The 3,341-nt window shown below is 64.9% G+C and carries 4 protein-coding genes and 1 pseudogene; 3 read left to right on the top strand and 2 right to left on the bottom strand.

The window, feature by feature from the left end; all coding sequences use genetic code 11:
- On the bottom strand, positions 1-352 hold a 352-nt coding region (locus ACSLE4_RS03900; protein ID WP_435903168.1), incomplete at its 3' end, for a glycosyltransferase.
- Between the two features lie 76 nt (positions 353-428).
- Here ACSLE4_RS03900 and ACSLE4_RS03895 point away from each other — a divergent pair.
- The 3 genes from ACSLE4_RS03895 to ACSLE4_RS03885 all read left to right on the top strand — a co-directional run bounded on the left by ACSLE4_RS03895 (position 429) and on the right by ACSLE4_RS03885 (position 2,584).
- A complete protein-coding gene (locus tag ACSLE4_RS03895) occupies positions 429-1,550 on the top strand; it encodes a PA0069 family radical SAM protein (RefSeq protein WP_435903167.1) in 1,122 nt (373 codons plus the stop codon).
- 140 nt (positions 1,551-1,690) lie between these two features.
- Entirely contained in the window at positions 1,691-2,311 is a 621-nt protein-coding gene (locus ACSLE4_RS03890; protein ID WP_435903166.1) for a ribonuclease HII, read from the top strand.
- Positions 2,312-2,353: 42 nt separating this feature from the next.
- Positions 2,354-2,584: a hypothetical protein gene (locus tag ACSLE4_RS03885; protein WP_435903165.1), complete on the top strand. Its 231-nt coding sequence runs from the start codon at positions 2,354-2,356 to the stop codon at positions 2,582-2,584.
- A 283-nt stretch (positions 2,585-2,867) separates the two neighbouring features.
- On the opposite strand, the pseudogene ACSLE4_RS03880 reads toward ACSLE4_RS03885, so the two are convergent.
- Positions 2,868-3,341: pseudogene (locus ACSLE4_RS03880) on the bottom strand (alpha/beta hydrolase); the annotation flags it as partial.

The raw sequence follows: 3,341 nt of genomic DNA, 5'->3' as shown, positions 1-3,341 counted from the left end.
TGCGGCGTCCGCTCCCCACGCGCTCGATGAAGCTCGCCGCCTCCTCCGCCCAGCCGGGCTCGAGCACGGTGTCGGCATGGAGAAAGAGTAGCCAATCCCCCTTGGCGATGGCCGCGCCGGCATCGAGCTGGTTGCCGCGGCCTCGTTCCGATTCCACCAGATGCGTCCCCGCGGCATCGGCGATGAGATGGGTATCGTCGGTCGATCCGCCGTCGGCGATGATCGCCTCCTGAACCACCCCATCCACCACGGCGGGCACCAGCGCCGACACGGTGTGAACCAAAGTGGGCGCAGCATTAAAGGTGGGGATGACCACGGAAATCATTGGCGGACTATAGCGTTTGCCTTTCACGCGGCAATCGTCACCTCGCACGCGACCATGGAACTATGTTCTTGATTTGTTCCGTATCCGATCCTATATAGCAGGCATGAGCGTGGCCCTGAGAAAACCAAGCGAATTTGAGAGCGCCCCACACGAGGCCGCGGGCGTCGCCTATGGCCGCAGGCATGGCCGTGGCGCCCAGACCAACCGGTCCGGCCGGTTCGAGCCGATTGCCTATGAGCCTGTGGACGACGGCTGGGAGACGCTGGGCGATCTGGAGGCGCTTCAGACCGAGGTGCAGGAAATCCCGGCGCGGCGGATCATCACCAAGAACCAGTCCCCGGATATCGGCTTCGACCGCTCGATCAATCCCTATCGGGGCTGCGAGCACTGCTGCATCTATTGCTTCGCGCGGACGACCCACGCCTTTCTCGGCATGTCGCCGGGGCTCGACTTCGAGACCAAACTGTTCGCCAAGACCAACGCGGCCCAGGCGCTGGAGCGCGAGCTCGCCGAGCCGAACTATCGCCCGCGCATGATCGCCATCGGCTCGAACACCGACCCGTATCAGCCCATCGAGCGGCGCTACCGCATCATGCGGCGCATCCTCGAAGTTTTGAGCGCCACCAACCATCCGGTCGGCATCGTCACCAAATCGGCGCTGGTGCTGCGCGATCTCGACATTTTGCAGTCCATGGCCGAGCGCGGCCTCGTCAAAGTGGCGCTGTCCGTGACCACGCTCGACCACAAGCTCGCCCGCGCCATGGAGCCGCGCGCCTCGACGCCCGAAAAGCGGCTGGAGACGGTGGAAAAATTGAGCGCCGCGGGCGTGCCTGCTTCCGTCATGGTGGCTCCGGTGATCCCGGGCCTGACGGACGCTGAAATGGAGCGCATTCTGGAACGCGCTTCCGTGGCCGGAGCCTCCGAGGCCGGCTACGTTCTGTTGCGGTTGCCGCTCGAGATCGGCGATCTCTTCGTCGAGTGGCTGCGGGCCAACTGCCCCGACCGCGCCGACCGGGTGCTGTCGCTGATGCGCCAGACGCGCGGTGGCAAGCTCTACGAGGCCAAATGGAACGAGCGCATGGAAGGCGACGGGCCTTACGCCTGGATGATCGGCCGCCGCTTCCAGATGGCCGCCGAGCGGCTGGGCCTCGACAAGCGTCAGGCGCTGCGCACGGATCTGTTCACGCCGCCCATCCGTCCCGGCCAACAGCTCAATCTCCTCTAGGTTTTTCCACAAGAGCCGCCCTGCCCTAGCCCGGCGCTGTTGCATGGGGCGCACGATTTGTCGGAGAGTCCCGGGCTATGGGACTACCCGCTGAATCGCTCCCCCCTCCTTGCCCCCCGAGCTTCGATCTCGAGGCGGAGATGATGGATCTGCACGGACTGCCCGTGGCCGGCATCGACGAGGCGGGCCGCGGCCCTTGGGCCGGGCCGGTGGTCGTGGCCGCGGTGATCCTCAATCCCGACCGCATCCCCGAAGGGCTCAACGATTCGAAGCTGCTGACGGCACAGGCGCGCGAGGACCGCTACCAAGAGATCATGGCCACGGCTTGCGTCGCCATCGCCATCGGCCAGGTCGGGCGGATCGACCGCGACAACATTCTGCAAGCGAGTCTCTGGGGCATGCGCCTCGCCTTTCGCGGCCTGCAGGTGCCGCAAGCCGCAGCCCTGATCGACGGCAATTTGATCCCGAAGCGTTTCCCCGGCAAGGCGCGCGCCGTGGTCGGCGGCGACGGCATCTCCTTATCGGTGGCGGCAGCCTCGATCATCGCCAAGGTCACCCGCGACCGCATCATGGTGAAGCTCGCGAAGCGTTACCGGCGTTATGGCTGGGAGAGCAACAAGGGCTACGGCACGCCCGAACACGCCCGCGCCGTCCAGCAGCATGGCGTGTGCACGCATCACCGCCGCTCCTTCGCGCCCATCCAGCGCGCCATGCGCATTCTCGCCAAGCGCGGCGAGGACGAACCAACCATCGAGGGCTAGCGTTACTGGGCCTCGTCACCAACGGTATGTTATAGTCAGGCAATGACCACGATCTTGGACAAGGCGATCGCGAAGATCCGGGCGCTCCCGGCCGAGGATCAAGACGTGCTTGGTGCTGTTATTCTCGCCCTGGCCGACGAGGAGCTGTCCCGGATCGGCGAGCTCGACGATGAAACGAGGGCCGCCGTTCGCGAGGGACTGGACCAGGCGCGGCGCGGCGAGACAGTGCCTGAGGAGGACATTGCCGCCCTTTGGCAGCGCCTCGGTCTATGAGAGTTCGCTATACGCCGCGAGCACGCGGCGACCTCGAAACGATCATCGAATACCTAGCCGATCAAAACTTACAGGGCGCTCGAAACCTCAAGCGCACTTTGGACGCCAATAGAAGTTATCGGCAGCTTTCCAGACTGTGGGCGCCCCGCGGGTGAAGATGACGTGCGCGTGCTGCCGATTGGCCGGTATCCGTACTTGATTTACTGGATTGTCGAGGAAGGTGACGCTTGGATCGTGCATATTCGCGACGGACGCCGCAGACCGTGGCGCTAAAGGTTGCGAACTAACCGAGCCAGTCGGCGATGCGGCCGGCGATCTTTTCCGCGCCGGGCTCGATCAGCAGCATGTGGGCGTGATCGTCGAGCGTCCAGAATTCACTCTGAGGATACGCGCTCGCCGTGGCCTTGGCGGTCTCCAACGACACGATGTTATCTTGCGCGCCCGACAGGCACAGCAGCGGACAACGCACCGCGACCGTGTCGACAATCGTCGCACCGGTCTGGTCGAACATCCAGAAGAACAGCTCGAACAAGGCCCGGCCGGACTCCGGCCCGAACCGATCGAACACGCGCCGCTGCTCGTCCTTCGGCAAGAGGTTCAGCGTGTAGTGGCACGCGAGCTCGAAGTTCGGATCGAGCGCGCGCGTCCAGAAGGGCCCGATGCTCATAAGGTCTTTGCAGAGCTGCTTCTCAGGCCCGGTGGGCGGCACGATGCCGGCGCGTGGCGCCGGGCTCGCTAGAACAAGCTTCTCGGCAAG

This window comes from Methyloceanibacter sp. (assembly GCF_051306395.1).
Classification (GTDB): domain Bacteria; phylum Pseudomonadota; class Alphaproteobacteria; order Rhizobiales; family Methyloligellaceae; genus Methyloceanibacter.
The sequence above is the reverse complement of the archived record's forward strand: the minus strand, read 5'-3'. Positions and strand labels throughout refer to the sequence as shown.

Coding starts and splice junctions, on each gene's coding strand:
- ACSLE4_RS03895 (WP_435903167.1), top strand. CDS start 429: ATGAGCGTGGCCCTGAGAAAACCAAGCGAATTTGAGAGCGCCCCACAC.
- ACSLE4_RS03890 (WP_435903166.1), top strand. CDS start 1,691: ATGATGGATCTGCACGGACTGCCCGTGGCCGGCATCGACGAGGCGGGC.
- ACSLE4_RS03885 (WP_435903165.1), top strand. CDS start 2,354: ATGACCACGATCTTGGACAAGGCGATCGCGAAGATCCGGGCGCTCCCG.